The sequence below is a fragment of the Alcanivorax nanhaiticus genome (assembly GCF_000756665.1).
GTDB classification, from domain to species: Bacteria; Pseudomonadota; Gammaproteobacteria; order Pseudomonadales; family Alcanivoracaceae; genus Alcanivorax; species Alcanivorax nanhaiticus.
In genome coordinates this window covers 12,663-31,095 of the sequence record NZ_ARXV01000012.1, presented here as the reverse complement: position 1 = coordinate 31,095, position 18,433 = coordinate 12,663, and the positions used below count along the sequence as shown (strand labels likewise).

The window sequence follows — 18,433 nt, the reverse complement described above, 5'->3', positions numbered from 1 at the left end:
TCCGGATTATGACTGGGAAGACTGCCGGTGCTGACGCACGGCCTGCTCGATGGCTTTGATCACCGCTGCAGAGGGTATATCCGTAGTAGCGGAGGGTGTCGGGTTGGAGGGTGTAGTGACAGAAGCTACAGGTGCCCGTCCTAATCGCTGAACCAGCGATGACATCAAGGTGGTAATCCCCACCAGAACGATGAGGAAAACAAACACCACACCCATGCCAACCATCATGAGCTCGAGGCCCTGGGACATCAGTGAGTCCATGGAACACTCCTTAACGATTCCGTTAGCAGTTTCACCGAAGCCTTGGTCTTGAGAAACAGCAGATCAAACGGTTTCGCCTGTATGCCGCTGACCAAGCATCCGCATCAGTGATTTCGCGGAATGTAAGCGGATTGTCGACAATTCGCAATGAGACGTCTGTAGTACCAGGAAGAGGTTTTGGTGGTTTTGATCAATTCAGTTGCACTCTGCCCACAAGCGGTGCAGACAGATAGCACCAACGAAGCACTCAGGGCATGTTCACCGCCAATGAGGGGAAGAAGATCCGCAGAAGAAAAGGTGAGGTTAACGCTGAATTATGGGAGGGCCAGAAACAGAAAAGGGCCTGCATCTCTGCAAGCCCTTCGTCTGTATGGCGCGCTGGGGAGGAGTCGAACCCCCGACCTTCTGGTTCGTAGCCAGATGCTCTATCCAGCTGAGCTACCAGCGCTTTTCCATCTCGTTGCTGTATCGCCCCGAGAGGCTGCGCATTATTCCGAAAGCCTCTTCATGAGTCAAGCGCAGATCGCTCAAAAGTTCAGCAATCAGTCTTCTTCTGGCTCCATTTGTTTTTGCAGGTAGTTTTCGATGCCAACCAGGTTGATCAAATTGAGCTGAGTTTCCAGCCAATCAATGTGCTCTTCCTCAGATTCGAGGATACGTTTGAGCAGATCCCGAGTGATGTAATCCTGGATAGACTCGGCATAGGCAATCCCTTCGCGCAAATCAGGAACCGCAATCTTTTCCAGCTTGAGGTCACACTCCAGCATTTCCTTGGTGTTTTCACCAATCATCAACTTGCCGAGATCTTGCAGATTCGGAATACCTTCCAGAAACAGAATCCGCTCTACCAGCCAGTCGGCATGCTTCATTTCATCAATGGACTCGTGGTATTCCTTTTCATACAGGGCCTGCAGCCCCCAATCCTTGTACATCTTGGCGTGAAGAAAGTACTGGTTGATCGCGACCAGTTCATTACCGAGTGCCCGGTTAAGGTACTCAATGGCTTTGGCGTCGCCTTTCATGGGGAATCTCCGTCCGCTGAGTCTAAATAAAGAATCGAACCCTATTGTTCAGCAACAGGGCGACGGAAACAAGGACGAAGCAGGAGGAAAGCGCTTTCAATACAAGCGCTTATGGAAATGAGAACGATTTTTATGCCGGTTGCGGCCAGAACATGACCGGCTCAGGGGAAGAATGCGAGAAAGAGGACGCCTGGCTTGCGCTACGGGCCTCACGCAGTTCCTGACGGGCGTGACGGGCACATTTACCACACTGACTTCCAACCCCAAGTTCCCGACGAAGATCACGCAGGCTATCGCAGCCGTTTTCGACCGCTTCCCGTATTTGGTTGTCAGTAATGCCCTTACAAATACAAACGTACATACGCCATTCCTCAATCTCTGGAGGAGATGCTAACCCTAACGCGAATCATTATCAACTACTTTCGTGGTTATCGTTTTCTTCTATGCTCCCCTCATCCCCCGGCAGCCCTACAGTGGGTATCCCGACCCGAGAGCTCTTGCGGTTTCATCTCCTGTGGGAGCGGGCGTTCGACCGCGAAAGGCCGGTGCCAGGGCATCGCGACGCAACCGTCGCTCCCACAGTTGAATCATGGCCCCCAGGCTTTTGGCGACTTAGGCAGGGTTCTGCGTCCTGTGCTTATTCCCCTCTCTCATTCCCGCTAATCCGCGCTGAAGCATAAAAAAAGCCCCGCAAAGCGGGGCTCTTTTTACTTTCCAGATCGGGAACCGATCAGGACTTGGCTTTCGCCTTGGCCGCTGGACGCTTACGCGCAGCTTTCTTGGCAGGAGCCTTGCGAACAGCCGCTTTCTTGGCTGCAGCTTTCTTCTTGGCAGGAGCCTTGCGAGTGGAGGCTTTCTTGGCTGCGGCTTTTTTACGCTTCGGCGCTGCAGCCTTCTTCTTGGCTGCACGTTTGGCTTTCGCCGCTTCACGCTTGGCAGCAGCCTTGGCCTTCGCTTCTGCTTTCTTCTGCTCAGCCTTTACTTTCTTGGCCAGTTTACGCTCATGCTCACGCAGTTTGGCTTTCAGGTTGCGTTCTGCAGTGCGCAGCTTTTTCACTTCGCGGGTAACGACTTTCTTGGCCGCGGCAATTTCCGCACGGATCAGTTTGGCTTCCGCACGAATATCCTGAAGCTTCAGTCGAACTGTATTCAGCTTGCCACGCGCAGTTTCTACTGCACGTTTGGCTGCCGCAGTCGGCTTCGCTTTGGCCTTGTCACGTTTGGCTGTTGTATCAGCACGCAGCTTGGTCAGCTTGGCATTTTCGCCATCGACCTTGGCACGGTGCTTATCCAGCTTGGTTTGCGCCTGAGCGACTTTTTTCTGTGCCTGATCCACTGCTTTCTGTTGCAGTTTCACACTAGCTTCAGCATTAGTTACGGACTTCGGCAGGGCCGGAGCCTTGGCCGCTGCAGTTTTCTTTGCTGCTGGTTTACGAGCCGCAGTTTTTTTTGCGGCGGCTTTTTTTGCTCGAGCCATGATTGATCTCCTAAGCTATAGCGTTGTCATCATTACTGCGACAAGAGAAAAATAGCATAAAAAAATTTCGGTTGGTACATTATTTGATCAATTCAATTTTCATTTTTCATTCCGTTAATTTTTCTTTACTCCTGCCCGGACTTTTTTCGTTATCCATTGCCGGATTTTTCTGTCTCTTTTCTCCTCCCCGGTTCTCACAAAAAAGCATTGCTTACCGGAAAACCAATGGCAAAAACGCAGTTAATTTCCGTCCAGAAAAGCACTGACCTGCTTTGATCCCTCTCCCTTTAAAGCACCACATCAACTGCTGCTTCACCGGCGGGGAGAATAAAGAAACGTCCGCAACCAGGAAAACTCATCGCCAAAAACTCCCACAAGCTCGGGGAGAGTCCGCACAAAGGCTTCTAATCCCAACGTTAAAATGAGTAGAACGGTGACAGTATGACTGAGCCATTTATTTGCATTTTGATGCACAAGCAAACATGGGAAAGGGAAAATCCGCGACAGGGAATCGGGTTGCGTCGCTACAAAGCTGATACAAATTCTGCCAGTCGGGGAAAGATGCTCTACTTCCATAATCCCGCGACCAGAACGCTCCGGTACTGAGTCAGGCAGCGCCTTTTAGAATAAATACCGGGCCAGGTGAAATCCGGATCCGGCGGATGCGGTAAGAAAGGTTCATCGCAGATTATCGGGAAACCAGGATGGGGAGCCTCGCTACTGCCCCCAGCGTACCGATTGCAGCCTTGCGCAGGATGTGTCGGTTATTCGCTACGCGCCCCCTTTGGGCCGCCTTGGCAGGCGTTTCTTCGCTGAGTTCGGTGCCGCGCGATAATGAGCCTGGATCAAAGGCATTTTCACTACAGGGCACATAGAGATCACAGCCCCCTCTTTCCTGCGTGAACTCTGTGTGCTCTGTGGTAGAAACAGTTTTATCCTGACCAGGGGGCGGTTAAGACTCTGCTATTCACGGGCCATTACGTTGAGTTTCACTTGGCCATCAACAAAAAAGGGAGGCCGAAGCCTCCCTTTTTAGCGATCCTGATTCGATCAGCCTTTCAGGCCGGCCAGAACCCGGTCACGGATATCGTCCACAGAGCCCACACCTGCCACACGGACATAGCTCGGTGCATTCGCTTCACCTTTGGCGGCCAGATCCTGGTAGAAATCAACCAGAGGGCGAGTCTGAGCCTGATATACTTCCAGACGCTTGCGAACCGTCTCTTCCTGGTCGTCATCGCGCTGAACCAGCTCTTCACCGGTTTCATCGTCTTTGCCCGCTTCTTTCGGCGGATTGTACTTCACGTGGTAAACCCGACCCGAGGCGGGATGGACCCGGCGACCGCTGAGGCGCTCAATAATTTCTTCATCGTCCACATCGATTTCCACAACGTAATCGATGTCTACGCCCTGCTCTACCAGAGCCTGAGCCTGGGGAATGGTGCGAGGAAAGCCGTCGAACAGGAAACCCGCAGCACAATCACTCTCGGTAATACGCTCTTTCACCAGCCCCAGAATGATGTCGTCAGAAACCAGACCACCCGCATCCATCACTTTCTTGGCTTCCAGTCCCAGAGGCGTTCCTGCCTTTACCGCAGCACGCAGCATGTCACCGGTGGAAATCTGTGGAATACCAAATTGTTCCTTGATGAACTGCGCCTGGGTGCCCTTGCCCGCACCGGGAGCACCAAGCAGGATGACACGCATAGGATTCTCCATCTTACTGTGATTCTGAAGAGGCAACGTTCTGTTGTGCCGGGATAACCAGCCGTTCCCCGGGCTCCAAACGCCCTATTTTCGGGCATTTCAGTGCCATCAGAGGCAACAACAACAGACCCCAAGGGCCTCCGAAGAGGTGCAACTTTACCCTGAGGCCCGTTTCTCCACAAGGGAAGGTGCGTGCGACCTAGGTCGCACGCACGCATTTGCGATCGATTTGTGGCTATTGACGAATCAGTGACAGCTCTGTCGCAGAGGACTGCGGTAGCGCCAGAGACACTGGTTCAGCGCTGATCATGGCTTGGTCCACCGCTGCACCGGGAGCGGGAGTGTAGCGAGCACCGATCACCAGAGGCGTTGCCTGGGACGGATAACCCTGTAGCCAGTTCTCCGCCGTCAGCGATACGCTTATCGGGAAGGCCGGAACCACTTGGCGCCGTGCAGCCAGCGGCTGACCTGCGCTGCCTTGCTCCCTTATATAGACGAACAGGGTGCCACCCGCAGGCAGGCCTTCACCCTCCACTTTCGCCGTCAGAGAGGCAAAAACGCCTTGGCGCTGCTTCTGGGTGCGTGAGTTCTCCAATCCTCGACCGAGCAAACTCGCCGTTTCACCATCCGTATGGCGGCTGAGCAGGGATTCCCAGGCCTGGATGGCCAAATCATATTGCCCAGCACGATCTGCCGACATGGCCTGTAGCATCCAGGCTCCATCGTGGGCGGGCTCACGGTCCAGAACCCAACGAATCTGCTCATAAGCCGGATCGGTCAATTTTCCGCCCGCCTTTTCAATCAGCGCCCGCGCCAACAGCAGGTGTGAGGATGGCTCGTCGGGATTGATAGCCAGAGACTTTCTTGCCGCCTCTTCCGTCTGGGCCGGTGCACCCAACTGGTCGTACAAGCTGCCCAGGGCAAACCAGCCTGTGGCAGAAGAGGTTTGCGACAACTGGGACTGCAGCACCCGCACCATGGCCGCAGCTGGAATTTGTGACGCATCCACATCTGGCGTCTTACCGGCAATAATCGCACGAGCGGCTTCGCCATAGTCCTTCTGCTGTTGAAGCCAGGGACCGGTGTGCTCGTTATAACCCACCAAACCATAGCCAGCCGCAGCAAGCACCAGCACGATCAGGGGAATGCCTATCCCGCCTGCCGTCGCTCGCCCGGCCCGCCGTGCTTCACGGCGCCATTGCCACCACAGCAGCGCCCCGAACAAGATAAGCAATAGCGCAGACATCACCAGCAACATCATGATGCGCCTCCATTATCATCTGCGTCATTTTCACTGGCATCTGCACGGGCACTGGCACGTCGCAGCAGCGAAATAATCAACATCCCCCCGCCCAGCAACATCAACAACGGGATGCCCCACAGCACCGAGGTGCGCGCATTCACAGGCGGGCGATAGCTGACAAAGTCACCATAGCGGGAGACGAAATAATCGACGATTTCCGCATCACTTTTGCCGTCCAGGATCATGCTGTGGACCCGGTCACGCATATCGCGGGCAAGCTCCGCATCGGAATCAGCAATGCTCTGGTTCTGGCATTTAGGGCAACGCAGCTCTTCCGTGAGCACATGAAAGCGGTCTTCCTGTTGCTCACTATCAAACGAATACACATCAATGGCGGCTAGCAACTGAAGTGGCAGCAATAGCAATGCCATTCTCAAGAAAGTCATACGCCTTCCCCCTGGGCCGTCACGGGCTTCGCAGCAGGTAGCAACGGCTGGAATTTTTCCCGCCAGACCCGTTCATTCAAATCCCCGGCATGGCGTAGCACGATCTCTCCCTGCGGGTTGATCAGAAACGTTTCCGGTGCACCATACACGCCCAGGTCCAGGCCCAGCTGTCCATCGCTATCGACGATTACATGGGTAAACGGGTTACCCATATTGGCAAGATAATCCCGCGCCGCAGGCAGCTCATCCTTGTAATTGAGACCGGTGATCGGCACACCCTGCGCCGCCAGCGTCAGCAGATAGGGGTGCTCTACATGACAGGTGGGACACCAGGTGGCCCACACATTGAGCAACTGCCAGCGCCCCGTCAGCGATTCCTCGGTAAAGGTTTCCTCTGTCAGCAGTGATGGCAGGCTGAAGCTCGGTACCGGCTTGCCCACCAAGGCCGACGGCAGCTCCTGGGGATCACGCCCCAAGCCACTGGCAAGCACAATGGCCAACAAGACGAAGCCGCCAAGCGGCAGGAAGACCCAAGGGGAATTTGCTTTCATTGGCCTGCTCCGGTTTGCGTGGAGGCGAATTTCTGGCGGCGGTAGCGCTTGTCAGACAGGGCCAAGGCCCCACCCAATGCCATGATCAACGCGCCCAGCCAAATCCAGCGAATCCCCGGCTTGAAATAGATACGCACCGCCCAGGCATTATCTCCTTTGAGCGGTTCTCCCATCGCCACGTAGAGATCCCGCCAGAAACCAGCATCAATCGCCGCCTCAGTCATGACCTGGCGGCTGGCATGATAGGTGCGCTTCTCGGGGTGCAGTAGTGCAACCTGTTCCTCTTTCCAGAACACCTGGAAATGGCCGCGGGTGGAATCGAAGTTGGGGCCACGATATTCATCCAGGCTGTCGAAGACAAAACGGTAGTCACCAAGCTGAACTTCATCGCCGGGAGCCATGCGCACATCACGCTCCACTTCATGAAAACTGACCAGTGTGATCCCGGCTACCATGACCGCAAGACCGCAGTGAGCGGTCACCATGCCCCAATAGCTGCGTCCGAGTTTGCGCAGGCCGGCAGCAAGCCCCACGTTATAGGCCTGCGCCCGGCGCAGCACATCATCGCCGTGCGCCAGAATCAAATACAGGGACAACATGATCGCCAATACGCCCTGCCAGGGAGAAGGCTCGGGAATACGCGCAGCAAACCAGCCCGCAATCGCCGCGGCCGGCACCAGCAAAGCAATCCGCCGAATCAGGGTATTACCGTCCTGACGCTTCCAGTTACTGAAGACTCCTGGCACCAGCAACAGGATAAGGACAAAGGTTAACGGCACGAAGAAGCCATTGAAGTAAGGGCTGCGGATAGAAATCTTCAGGTCCATCCACTCAAAAAATAACGGTGCAATGGTACCCACCAGCACCACCGCCATGGCGGTGAGCAAGAGCAGGTTATTTCCCAGCAGGAAAGCCTCCCGGGACAGCGGCTTGAAACCACCATCACTGCGCAGAGCTGACGCACGCACAGCAAAGAGCGTCAGTGCGCCACCGGCAACGACCACCAGAAAACCAAGAATGAAGGCCCCGCGAGTGGGGTCATTGGCGAAGGCATGCACCGAGGTGAGCACACCGGAACGGACCAGGAAGGTCCCCAGCAAACTCATGGAGAAGGTAATAATGGCCAGTAACACCGTCCATGCTCTGAACAGGTTGCGCTTCTCGCTGACCGCCAGAGAATGAATCAACGCTGTGCCCGCCAACCAGGGCATCAGGGAAGCATTCTCGACCGGATCCCAGAACCACCAGCCTCCCCAACCCAGCTCGTAATACGCCCACCAGGAACCGAGGGCGATCCCCACCGTGAGGAAACACCACGCCACTGTGGTCCAGGGCCGCGCCCAGCGGGCCCACGCAGGATCCAGATTCCCCGCCAGCAAACCCGCCACCGCAAAGGCGAACGCCACCGAGAAGCCCACATAGCCCATATAAAGCATGGGCGGATGCACAATCAGACCCGGGTCCTGCAACAAGGGGTTAAGGTCTGCCCCATCCAGCGGGAACCACGGAAGGGTGCGGTCAAACGGATTGGAGGTGAGCAGCATGAACAGCAGGAAACCCACCGCGATCATGCCCATGACCGCCAGCACCCGAGAGACCATCTCCAGCGGCACACTGCGACTTAACCAACCCACCATGGCCGCCCATGAGGCAAGTAGCCACCCCCACAGCAGCAACGACCCCTCATGGCCACCCCAGATGGCAGAGATCCGGTAACCCAGCGGCAAGGCGGAATTACTGTGGTTAGCCACATAGGAGACGGTGAAATCATTGATATAGAAGCTGTAGCCCAGTGCCACCATGGCGACAGTCATTGCCAGCCATTGCACCCAGGCCAGAGGACGCGCATACCATTGCCAGGCATTGATGCCACGGTAAACACCCACCAGCGGGAAGATGGAAAGACACAGTGCGGCGGCCAATGCCAACCACAGGGACAGGTGCCCGATTTCTGCTGCCACAAGAACTCCTCAATCCAGTTCAGCCAGCGCAGGGTAATAGGCCTGCACTGGGCGCATAGCATCTTTAGATGGCCCACCAATTGCAAGTCCGGACCTGAGCCGCCGCGAGGGAAGTTGTCATAGAGGGGACGATCGGGAACTAGCCGGCCGCGCCATCCGTTTGACACGGATCTGCATTCCGCTCGTCTGCTATTGCACCGAATGTTGGCACCAATATGGTAGAAGTTGTGCCCCAATACCCCTCACGGAAGTGTGACAACCGTCTTTTCTGTCCGTTCATCGGTCATTTTCGGTAAAGCAACCACTCCGACATATTTTGAGACGCTTGCTATTCGTATGCTTTCACTTGGCTTTGCTAGTATCTCCGTCACCTTAAAGCCTGTCACCGGGCTGACGGAAAAATGACACAAATCATCCATATACTCGGAATGCGCCGCCCTGGCCTTCATGGAGTAAGATTTTGAGCACTACAACAGAAAAGAAGTCTTCCTACGATCGTGACGATCTGCTGGCCTGCGCCCATGGCGAGTTGTTTGGCCCCGGCAACGCACGACTGCCTTTGCCCAACATGCTGATGATGGACCGCATCGTCCACATCAGCGATCAGGGCGGCAAGTATGGCAAAGGCGAAATCATTGCAGAACTGGATATCAACCCTGATCTCTGGTTCTTCAAATGCCACTTTGAATCCGACCCGGTGATGCCCGGCTGTCTTGGTCTGGATGCCACCTGGCAGCTACTGGGTTTCTTCCTGGGCCGTGAAGGCCACCCTGGCCGAGGCCGCGCGCTCGGCGTTGGCAATGTGAAGTTTTCCGGACAAATCCTGCCCACCGCCAAGAAAGTCACCTATCGCCTGGACCTGAAACGCGTCATCACTCGCAAACTGATCCTCGGCATCGCCGATGCCATCGTCGAAGTGGATGGGCGAGAAATCTACGCTGCAGATGATCTGCGAGTCGGCCTTTTCACGTCTACCGATGGATTCTAGGAGTAAAACATGCGCCGTGTAGTGATTACAGGTATGGGCATCGTGTCCTGCCTGGGCAACGACGCCGAAGCAGTCACCCAGTCTCTGAAAGAAGGCCGCTCTGGCATTCGTTTCAATGAAACGTACAAGGAAATCGGTATGCGCAGCCACGTCGCTGGCGTACCTGATATCAACCTTGAGGATTTTATTGACCGCAAGGCGCGGCGCTTCATGGGCGATTCTGCTGCCTACGCCTATGTTGCCATGCAGCAGGCCATCGCGGATGCCGGCCTCAGTGAAGACGAAGTCAGCAACGAACGCACCGGGCTGATCGCTGGCTCTGGCGGCCATTCCTCCCTGAATCAGGTGGAAGCCGCCGATATTGCCCGCAGCAGAGGAGTTAAACGCATTGGCCCGTATATGGTGCCCCGTGTGATGGCCTCCACGGTTTCTGCCTGTCTGGCTACTCCGTTCAAGATCAAAGGGGTCAACTACTCCATTACGTCCGCCTGTGCGACCAGCGCACACTGTATTGGGAACGCGGTCGAGCAGATCCAGCTAGGCAAACAGGATCGAGTCTTTGCCGGTGGCGGCGAAGAAGAGCACTGGGCGTTGAGCTGCCTGTTTGATGCCATGGGTGCACTGTCCAGCAAGTACAATGACACCCCTGAAACCGCTTCTCGAGCCTATGATGCTACCCGGGATGGCTTCGTCATCGCAGGCGGCGGCGGCATGGTGGTATTGGAAGATCTCGAGACCGCCCTGGCCCGTGGTGCCAAAATCTATGCAGAAGTGATCGGTTATGGTGCCACCAGCGATGGCCATGACATGGTTGCGCCAAACGGCGAAGGCGCTGCCCGTTGCATGCGCCAGGCGCTGGCAGGTTTTGATGGCAACGTTGACTATATCAACGCACACGGCACCAGCACCCCTGTGGGAGATGTTGCCGAGCTGAAGGCAGTGCGCGAAGTATTTGGTGATGCCTGCCCGGACGTGGGTTCCACCAAAAGCCTGACAGGCCATAGCCTGGGGGCTGCCGGCGTCCATGAAGCCATCTACTGCTTGCTCATGATGCAGAATGACTTCACTGCTGTAAGCGCCAATATCGAAACCCTGGATGAAAAGGCCGAAGGCATGCCCATCCTGGTAAAAGGCAAGGACACTGGGCCGTCGGTGGTCATGAGCAACAGCTTCGGGTTTGGCGGCACCAACGCCAGCCTGCTCATGAAGAAATGGGAAGGCTGAAAGAGCAGTTAATAGTTAATAATTAACAGTTAATAGCTCAACAAAAAAACCGGCGGAAGCCGGTTTTTTTGTTTGTCGCAGCCAGGGGTACGAGTTGCTAGAACTTGTGCACCATGCCTACGGAGAATGCCGTCCCGGACTCATCTACATCATTGATGGTGCCCACGGGATCGAAATCCGAATCGGAAGCAGACACAAGGCCATAGGCGGTGGTCTGGTCACCAAGCTTGTAGTCGGCACCCAGCGTAATCACCCGAATATCCAATTCCAGATCACTGCTGTCGAGCACCCCGGCCTGCGCCTTGACGCCAAGACGATCATTCAGGCCAACACGACCACTAACCAGGTAGGACATAAGATCCGCCTCATCGTCGCCCAGGGGATCAAAACGAGCGCTTTCCACAATCACACCCAGCTGGACAGCGTCGCTGGGCTTCATGCCAAAGGTGCCTCGCAAAGCGTCACGGTCACCGCCAAAGTCGATACCGAGAATATCGATCTGTTCATAGGCTTGCTCATAGGCCAGAGCGGCGTATAACGCGCCGTTATCCAGAGTGGCGGACAAGCCCCAGGTATCGGCAAGACCATCCTTGGTTTCAGATCTGGCCGGTTGCCCTGGAATGTTTGAGGTCAAGACATCCCCTTCGCCAGGCGCAATCTGCGCACGAATCACCACGCCGCTGAAATCAGGGCTTTCCCAATTCAAGGTGTTGTCATTACGGTTCTGGCTGACAAAAACCATTTCCATATCGGCCACGGTCTCATTGAACTGATCCACCCAGCCTTCAGCATCTTTCACCACGCTGTCGAAACGACCAGCAAAGAATTTGCCGGCCCCGGTATTCAGCCCCAGGAAGCTGTTACGAGTGCTGAATGTCAAGTCAGAATCACCATCCACGTCGTACCCTGCTTCGTACTGATAAATCACCGATAGATTGTCGAAATCCAGCGGCTCCTCTCCGCGTACCCCCAGACGAGAACTGTTGCTGGAAACAGCCCACTCATCAGACAGCGTATCAGCAGTAAAAAGCCTTGCGTCTTCAGGGTAGTCACTGGTCTTGTCTACACTCAGATTGATTTTGCCGTAAAAGGTCGGGGCAGCCAGGGCTGTGACAGGAAGAGCGGCACTAACCGCCATCGCCAGCAAATGCTTTTTCATTATCGTTTTCTCCTTGAAAGTAAAGTCCTCGAACGCCCCAGCAATATATGACCATTTAATGACAGCAACAAGGTAGGCCGGAGTATAGGCTGGCTGCGTGGGCCATTCCGTAGGCGCGGCGCGGGCGGCGCGATTCCAAGATCAAGATCAAATGCAGTCTCACCACAGAGGGCACAGAGTTCACTGAGGAAAAGAGGATTTTAATCTCTGTGTGCTCTGTGACCTCTGTGGTAAATATCGTTTTTCAGATTTGGGATATCGCGCCGCCAGCGACGCTCCTACGGAAAGGGGAGGATTAAATCGGGCTTTTCCCGGAAATCCGCGATGAACCAAAAAAAGCCCCCGACAAGTCGGGGGCTTGAAAGTCGTCACGGCATCAGACTGCAGTGCAGCTCTCCCGAGTACGATGACGACGCGCACACTGATTGACTATACACAATCAGAACCAGCGATTCTGCATATCCAGGCTGCTTCGATCTCCTTCCTGAAGTCTTGTGATATCGGTCTCAACTCGCGGCAATTCCCACTGGAAAAAATATCGGGCTGCCTGGAGTTTTCCGTTGGCAAAGTCTTCGTCTTCTGCCGAAGTCAGTGCAACGGCGGCGTTGGCCTGGCGCAACCACATCCAGGCGGCGACCACATGCCCTACTAACTGCAAATACGCATTCGCGTTAGAGAGCGCCGCCGTGGCACCCTCACTTGCAAGCTGTTTGCCCACCGCTTCGGTAACAGACTGAACCTTTGGCAACATGTCTTGCAATGCGCAAGCAAAAGGCTGGCATCGTGAGTCCGTTGTTGCTGACACATCCGCCATGATGCGTTGAGCCAACAACACAAGCCCCCGGCTTTCCGCCTGCCAGACCTTGCGGCCCAGCAAATCCAGACCATGAATACCTGTGGTGCCTTCGTGGATAGGGTTGAGTCGGTTGTCTCGCCAAACCTGCTCCACCGGATATTCACGGGTATAACCCGCCCCACCGAAGACCTGGATCGCCATATCATTGGCTTTTACCCCAAACTCTGAGGGCCATGTCTTGAGTACCGGGGTCAGTAAATCCAGCAGTAGCGCCGCATCGTTAGCCTGCGTCTCATCCCCTGTCTGGATCTCATCGACCAACCGGTAGCCATAGAAACTCATCGCGAGCGCGGCTTCCGCATAAGCCTTCTGGGTAAGCAGCAAGCGTCGCACATCAGCATGCTCAATGATGGGAATCATGGGCGCACTGAAATCCGCCGTCTCAGCCGAACGCCCCTGAGTTCGGTCGCGGGCATAATCCAGGGAAAGCCGATAGCCACGATAGCCCAGCAAGGCAGCACCATACCCCACCCCTACCCTGGCTTCGTTCATCATCTGGAACATGTAACGCAAACCCTGATGGGCTTCGCCTACCAGATAACCATGGCAATCATCATTGTCACCAAACGTCAGTGCGGTGCTGGTTGTACCCCGATAGCCCAGCTTGTGTATCAGCCCGGCCAGAATGACGTCGTTACGTTCTGCTGGCTCTCCCTGTTCATCCAGTCGATACTTCGGAACCACGAAAAGGGAGATGCCTTTTACGCCCTCCGGCCCTCCCGGGATCTTGGCCAGCACCAGATGAACAATGTTGTCACCCAGTTCATTCTCACCGCCGGAAATAAAAATCTTGTTACCCTTGATACGATAAGAGCCATCATCCTGTGGCACGGCTCGGGTGCGGATATCTGCCAGAGAAGAGCCTGCATGAGGCTCTGTGAGTGCCATGGTGCCGGTGAAACGGCCCTCCATCATCGGGGCAAGAAACTGCTGCTTGAGTGTCTCGCTGGCGAAATTCCGAATGACGTTTCCAGCAGCGGCTATCAGAAAAGGGTATGCAGTGGTGCCGGGATTCACACAGGTAAACATGCCTGTGCAGGCCGCCGCGGCAACTTCTGGAAGTTGCATTCCCCCTTCATCAAAGCTGGCGCGTGCTGCCAAAAAGCCAGCCTCGATATAGGCCTCAAAGGCTTCCTTCACTTCATCACGCATCACCACTTTGCCATCGACAAAGCGAGGCTCTTCCTTGTCGCAAAGCGCATTGTGGTTAGCGAATTTGTCCTGCGCCAATTTCTCTGCCGTATCCAGTGCGGCCTCAATCGTCTCCCGGGAATGCTCTTGGAAGCGGGGCCGGCTCAACAAGGTATCCGTATCCAGCACTTCGAATAACTGAAAACGCAGATCACGGCGATCAAGAATGGTATCGGTCACAGCTCGGCTCCTTTTTTGTCAATCAGCTTGCCAGTGGGGAGGTATCTCTGGCATTGTCGCCTATGACTAATTTATGGTGGATAGCGTCAGCATGTATCAGGTTGCAGTACTTGCCTTCGATGGCGTCTTCGCCTCGGCACTCACCGGAGTCGTGGATCTCCTGACTTTGGCCGGCGTCACCTGGAATCGCATCCAGGGCGAACCACTTGATCGCCAGTTTCAGGTCAAAATCGTTTCCTGGGACGGTAATCCGGTCCGCTGCACACCTGCCATTCGTATGGCCGTTGACGGCTCCATTGATCAGATCGAGCGGGTCGATCTGGTGGTGGTCCCCACCATTGGCGCACGTATCGAAGACGTATTACAGCAACAAAAGCAGGTCTTGCCCTGGCTACAAAAAATGCATGCCAATGGCGCGGACTTGGCCAGCAATTGCACGGGTGCTTTTCTGCTCGCAGAAGCCGGCTTGCTGGACAACCGAACCGCCACCACCCACTGGGGCTTCAGTCAGCAATTTCGCCGCCGCTACCCGGCAGTCAATCTGCAGGAGCGGGAGCTGATTACCCGTGACGAGAATATTTTTTGTGCCGGTGGCGGCATTGCCTGGCGGGATCTGTGCATCCTTCTGGTGGAACGCTACTGTGGCCAGGATCGAGCCAGAGAGCTGGCTCGCGCCTTTGTCATTGATGTGCGCAACGACCTGCAAAGCGTGTACGCAGGCCTGCCCGCCCACACCTATCATCAGGACGAACAGGTGCATACCGTGCAAGCCTGGATTCATGAGCATTTCCATGAACCCACCTCCCTGGCTCAGCTGGCCGAGAAAGTCCACATCAGCCCGCGTCAGTTGCAGCGCCGCTTCACCAGTGCGCTGGGCGAGCCTCCTCTGCAATACCTTCAGCGGGTCAGAATCGAGGCAGCCCGAAAGATGCTGGAGCGAGGTAACAGCAACCTTGCTCGACTCTCGGAACAGGTCGGCTATCAGGACGTGAGCAGCTTTTCACGCCTGTTCAAGCGCCACACTGGCCTGTCGCCCAGCCATTATCGGCAACGTTTCGCCCGTACCGGTGCCTTGAATGACTGAAGGGCCTTCATCTTCTATCCCTTGCAGCCTACCTCCCTGGAGGCGGACACTGGCATTGACGCCCCATTGACGGCAGCAGGGGCAATCTTGGTTGTACAATTATAGATCCTTGTACAGGAGAGCCCCTGTGGACAATCTGTCGATTCTGCTCGTGGAAGACCATCGCCAACTGGCCCAGACCGTTCTGGAGTACCTCGAACAACAAGGCGCGACGGTGGATTATGCAGGCAATACCCATCTGGCCAGGGAGCTGGTTAAAGAGCATCACTATGACCTGATGCTGCTGGATGTGATGCTCCCGGGTGAGAGCGGCTTCGAGTTCTGCCGCTCCCTGCGCGCCGATCTGACACTGGATATGCCAGTCATCTTCATGACTGCCCGGGATCAGCTGGATGACAAGCTGGAAGGGTTTCGCAACGGCGGTGATGATTACATCGTCAAGCCGTTTGCCTTGCCTGAGTTAGCGGCACGGGTTCATGCCCAGATTCGACGACAGCGCCGAGAGGTGACCGCCAACACCCTGCAGGTGGATGATCTGGAACTGGATCCGGCACGCCAGGAAGCGCGCCGGGCAGGCCAGCCCCTCAAACTCTCTCCCACAGCATTTCGTATTCTGCGAATCCTGATGCGAGAGTCTCCCAAGGTTGTCAGTCGAGAGCAGCTGGAGCAGGAGTTGTGGGGTGATCTGGTGCCTGACTCGGACGCGTTACGCAGTCACCTGTACAACCTGCGCAAGGCTGTTGACAAACCCTTTGCCAATCCACTGCTGAACACCCTTCCTGGCGTGGGTTTTTGCATTCAACCACCAGAATGATCAGCCGTTCATGAAACGCATCCTTGCAGTAACGTACACTGGGGCGTAACAATGTAATAAATTTTATTCATATAGGCCTATGTCTGCTTCCCGTTCCGCCCCACCCCTGCACTACTCCTCCAGTCAGGCATTGCTGGATGCACACCTGCAACATCTCCAGAAACGGTACGGTTTGGCCTTATGGATGATTACCCGGTTGCGCGAGAATAATCTGCATTTGCTGAGGGTCTCAGACAAGCATTACGGCCTGGAGCCGGGCCATCGCATTGAGTGGGAACGCAGTTATTGTATTCGCATGGTGGAAAAGGGCGCCCCCCGCATCGTCACAGACACACGAGAAGAGCCGGTGTACCAAAACGCAGAAGTGAATCACGAGCTCAGCATAGGCGCCTACATTGGCTTCCCTCTGTTGGATTCACAGCAACAATTGTTCGGCACCCTCTGCGCACTGGATCCTGACCCACAACCTGAATCACTGGGCACCCATCGTGCAGAACTGGAGCATGAGGCCGCCGTCATCAGCTACACGCTGGAGCATGCGCTTCGCGAGGCCCAACAACAGAGACTAACCACTTTTATTGAACACCCCGATCGCTGCGAGGACACAGATCTACCTGGCGAACGTGGCTGGCGGGACATGTTTCAGCAGGAGCAGGAAAACTGTCGAAATTTTGGTGGTGAGTCCTCCGTGCTCTATTTACAGGCTGCCGAAGAAGCCGACAGCCTGACCATCGCCGATTCGCTGGCCGCCTTGCTACGCGACCAGGACAGTGTGGCCCACCTGGGAAACAATCATTTCGGAATCCTGCTGACAGACACCAGCATGCCTCAGGCCAGCCGTGTTGGCGACCGTATTCGAGATGCCCTTAACGCCAAAAGGATGCTGGTTCGTTTGCGGCAGGAAACACTCTCGTTGTCTCCGGAGCCACGTTAATCTTTTTCGACAACCGTTTCAGAAACGCACCTGAACCTGGGTTCCCTTCCCAGGCTCACTGGCCACCATCAGCTCCCACTCATAGCGTTCACACAAACGCTGTACGATAGCCAGCCCCAGACCATGACCACCTTCATGGCTCTGGCCGCGCTGGAAAGGCCTCATCATCCTGTCGAGCTCTGAGCGCTCCATTCCCACACCCGCATCCACGACCTGCACCGCGCCCTCTTCTATTACGATGGTCACGTCACCAGAGCCGCTATAGTTGATCGCGTTGCGCACCAGATTATTCAACAGAATGGTCAACACCGCTTCTGGAGCCGCTATACGCATCAAGGCTCGCTGACGCACCTGCAAACGAATCTGCTTTCGCTCGGCAAGAGGAGACAGACGCTCCATCAAGTTGACCGCCAGATCATTCACGATGATGACCTCGCTGTCCTGACTGGTCTGCTCGGTGCGAGCCAGCATCAACAAGGTCTCCAGCGTCGCCTCCATGTCATCCACCGTGTCTTCCATTCGCCGAATCAGGGGACGATCACCAGTCTGGCTCACCAGCAGCTCCAGATTGGCACGAAAAACGGCTAATGGTGTGCGCAGCTCGTGGCTGGCATCACGGGTAAACTGCCGCTCTCTCTCCACAAAAGTCACCAGCCGGTCCGCGTAGCTATCCAGTGCCCGCAGTAGTACTGATACTTCACTCTCCGCATCAGCATCGATATCAGAAAGATCCGGTCGAGCCAGGGCAGGGTTGTCTACTGGTGCCTGGCGAAGTCGATCCGCCAGCTGAACCAGAGGAGATAACAGTTCCCGGGATTTTTTCCAGCCCAGAAATGACGTGATGTAGATAACGAGCAGCACCCCGGTAAGCGGCAAGATACCAAAGAGAAACGCCAGTACCGAGACCCTCTGCTCGTCAAAGATCAAGTACAGTCGGGAACCATCGTGCTTCTCGATGTACACGATAGGATGCTCATTACCCAACCTGACCCGATGGTAACCATCGGGTAGCTGAACCAGTACCTTGGGTACGTCATCCTGAATAGCCGAACTGTTTAACAGGCCCAGCAGATGCCGGGTATTGGGCCGGGGCTGCTCAGGATTGTCATCCAGTAATGACCAATAATGTTCCGCCTCCTTGATCAGGGCCTGCTTGACCAAGACCTGTTCAATGATCTTCGCGGTAGCCCACACCCCCAGCACCGTAGCCATACTGATCAGCAGTAGCTGGATCAGGTAAACGCGGGTAATACGATGCTGTACCCCGGACTTTTTCATGCCTTCCTCTTCTTGAACCTGTCACTTACCCGGAAAGGCATCTGCTGATGCCTTTCG

General features: G+C 55.4%; 17 protein-coding genes and 1 tRNA gene. 5 read left to right on the top strand and 13 right to left on the bottom strand.

Going from position 1 to position 18,433, the window contains the following annotated elements; all coding sequences use genetic code 11:
* Positions 1–6: 6 nt before the first annotated feature.
* The 10 genes from Y5S_RS13790 to Y5S_RS13750 all read right to left on the bottom strand — a co-directional run bounded on the left by Y5S_RS13790 (position 7) and on the right by Y5S_RS13750 (position 8,668).
* The gene (locus Y5S_RS13790) at positions 7–261 is read right to left on the bottom strand and encodes an OadG family protein (RefSeq protein WP_052041615.1); all 255 of its coding nucleotides are present in this window, start codon (positions 259–261) and stop codon (positions 7–9) included.
* A gap of 371 nt (positions 262–632) precedes the next feature.
* Positions 633–709 (bottom strand) — tRNA-Arg (locus tag Y5S_RS13785).
* 94 nt (positions 710–803) lie between these two features.
* Positions 804–1,283, bottom strand: a complete 480-nt coding sequence (gene bfr / locus Y5S_RS13780) for a bacterioferritin (RefSeq protein ID WP_035233756.1) — start codon at positions 1,281–1,283, stop codon at positions 804–806.
* A 130-nt stretch (positions 1,284–1,413) separates the two neighbouring features.
* Positions 1,414–1,644 carry a bacterioferritin-associated ferredoxin gene (locus Y5S_RS19515; protein ID WP_081939780.1) on the bottom strand — a complete coding sequence of 77 codons (231 nt, stop codon included), beginning with the start codon at positions 1,642–1,644 and terminating at the stop codon, positions 1,414–1,416.
* Positions 1,645–2,013: 369 nt separating this feature from the next.
* Positions 2,014–2,760 carry a hypothetical protein gene (locus Y5S_RS13775; protein ID WP_035233755.1) on the bottom strand — a complete coding sequence of 249 codons (747 nt, stop codon included), beginning with the start codon at positions 2,758–2,760 and terminating at the stop codon, positions 2,014–2,016.
* Between the two features lie 1,050 nt (positions 2,761–3,810).
* A complete protein-coding gene (gene adk / locus Y5S_RS13770) occupies positions 3,811–4,467 on the bottom strand; it encodes an adenylate kinase (protein ID WP_035233754.1) in 657 nt (218 codons plus the stop codon).
* A 235-nt stretch (positions 4,468–4,702) separates the two neighbouring features.
* Positions 4,703–5,728: a tetratricopeptide repeat protein gene (locus tag Y5S_RS13765; RefSeq protein WP_035233753.1), complete on the bottom strand. Its 1,026-nt coding sequence runs from the start codon at positions 5,726–5,728 to the stop codon at positions 4,703–4,705.
* Complete coding sequence (locus Y5S_RS13760) at positions 5,725–6,156, bottom strand: cytochrome c-type biogenesis protein (RefSeq protein WP_035233752.1); 432 nt, start codon at positions 6,154–6,156, stop codon at positions 5,725–5,727. Before Y5S_RS13760 ends, Y5S_RS13765 begins: the two co-directional genes overlap by 4 nt.
* Positions 6,153–6,707, bottom strand: a complete 555-nt coding sequence (locus Y5S_RS13755; RefSeq protein WP_035233751.1) for a DsbE family thiol:disulfide interchange protein — start codon at positions 6,705–6,707, stop codon at positions 6,153–6,155. Before Y5S_RS13755 ends, Y5S_RS13760 begins: the two co-directional genes overlap by 4 nt.
* Entirely contained in the window at positions 6,704–8,668 is a 1,965-nt protein-coding gene (locus tag Y5S_RS13750; protein ID WP_035233750.1) for a heme lyase CcmF/NrfE family subunit, read from the bottom strand. The genes Y5S_RS13755 and Y5S_RS13750 overlap by 4 nt, the downstream gene beginning before the upstream one ends.
* Positions 8,669–9,128: 460 nt before the next feature.
* Here Y5S_RS13750 and fabA point away from each other — a divergent pair, with 460 nt between their 5' ends.
* Together fabA and fabB are read left to right on the top strand one after the other, a co-directional pair.
* Positions 9,129–9,656, top strand: coding sequence for a 3-hydroxyacyl-[acyl-carrier-protein] dehydratase FabA (gene fabA / locus Y5S_RS13745; protein ID WP_035233749.1), 528 nt, complete (start codon positions 9,129–9,131; stop codon positions 9,654–9,656).
* A gap of 9 nt (positions 9,657–9,665) precedes the next feature.
* Complete coding sequence (gene fabB / locus Y5S_RS13740) at positions 9,666–10,880, top strand: beta-ketoacyl-ACP synthase I (RefSeq protein ID WP_035233748.1); 1,215 nt, start codon at positions 9,666–9,668, stop codon at positions 10,878–10,880.
* A gap of 97 nt (positions 10,881–10,977) precedes the next feature.
* On the opposite strand, the gene Y5S_RS13735 is transcribed toward fabB, so the two are convergent.
* Both Y5S_RS13735 and Y5S_RS13730 read right to left on the bottom strand, forming a co-directional pair.
* On the bottom strand, positions 10,978–12,039 hold the full coding sequence (locus Y5S_RS13735; protein WP_035233747.1) for a porin: 1,062 nt from the start codon (positions 12,037–12,039) through the stop codon (positions 10,978–10,980).
* 439 nt (positions 12,040–12,478) lie between these two features.
* Positions 12,479–14,266: an acyl-CoA dehydrogenase gene (locus Y5S_RS13730; protein WP_035233746.1), complete on the bottom strand. Its 1,788-nt coding sequence runs from the start codon at positions 14,264–14,266 to the stop codon at positions 12,479–12,481.
* 73 nt (positions 14,267–14,339) lie between these two features.
* Between Y5S_RS13730 and Y5S_RS13725 the strand changes: the two genes are divergently transcribed.
* From Y5S_RS13725 to Y5S_RS13715, 3 genes are all read left to right on the top strand, one after another.
* Positions 14,340–15,350, top strand: a complete 1,011-nt coding sequence (locus Y5S_RS13725) for a GlxA family transcriptional regulator (RefSeq protein ID WP_231552692.1) — start codon at positions 14,340–14,342, stop codon at positions 15,348–15,350.
* A gap of 127 nt (positions 15,351–15,477) precedes the next feature.
* On the top strand, positions 15,478–16,164 hold the full coding sequence (locus tag Y5S_RS13720) for a response regulator transcription factor (RefSeq protein WP_035233745.1): 687 nt from the start codon (positions 15,478–15,480) through the stop codon (positions 16,162–16,164).
* A gap of 79 nt (positions 16,165–16,243) precedes the next feature.
* Complete coding sequence (locus tag Y5S_RS13715; RefSeq protein ID WP_081939779.1) at positions 16,244–17,098, top strand: GAF domain-containing protein; 855 nt, start codon at positions 16,244–16,246, stop codon at positions 17,096–17,098.
* An 18-nt stretch (positions 17,099–17,116) separates the two neighbouring features.
* Here the strand turns inward: Y5S_RS13715 and Y5S_RS13710 are convergent, their stop codons facing one another.
* On the bottom strand, positions 17,117–18,376 hold the full coding sequence (locus Y5S_RS13710) for a sensor histidine kinase (protein WP_035233744.1): 1,260 nt from the start codon (positions 18,374–18,376) through the stop codon (positions 17,117–17,119).
* Positions 18,377–18,433: the final 57 nt, after the last annotated feature.